1 protein-coding gene is annotated in these 246 nt (G+C 64.2%); it reads right to left on the reverse strand.

The genetic code is table 11. From position 1 onward, the window contains the following. Nucleotides 1-246: OprD family outer membrane porin (locus SB725_RS33155; protein ID WP_410923694.1), on the reverse strand; the 246-nt coding region annotated here is incomplete at both ends.

Consider the following 246-nt stretch of genomic DNA (forward strand, 5'->3'; position numbering starts at 1 on the left):
CCGCCAGCCCGGCCCGCCCATAGTTGTCTGCCGCACGCCCGTCATCGTGCACCGGCAGCAACTCGGAGCCACTGGCATCGCGGCTGCTGTCCAGCTTCATGCCGAACAGGGCAATGCCATCCAGGCCGACGCCGACCAGGCCAGGGGTATAGCCGGAGGTGAACTTCAGAATGAAGCCCTGGGCCCACTCGTCGACCTTGCTCTTGGCCGCACCCGAATCGCGAAAATCCCGGTTGAAGTAGTAGT

This window comes from Pseudomonas sp. SIMBA_041, from assembly GCF_046535095.1.
Taxonomy (GTDB): Bacteria; Pseudomonadota; Gammaproteobacteria; order Pseudomonadales; family Pseudomonadaceae; genus Aquipseudomonas; species Aquipseudomonas mucoides.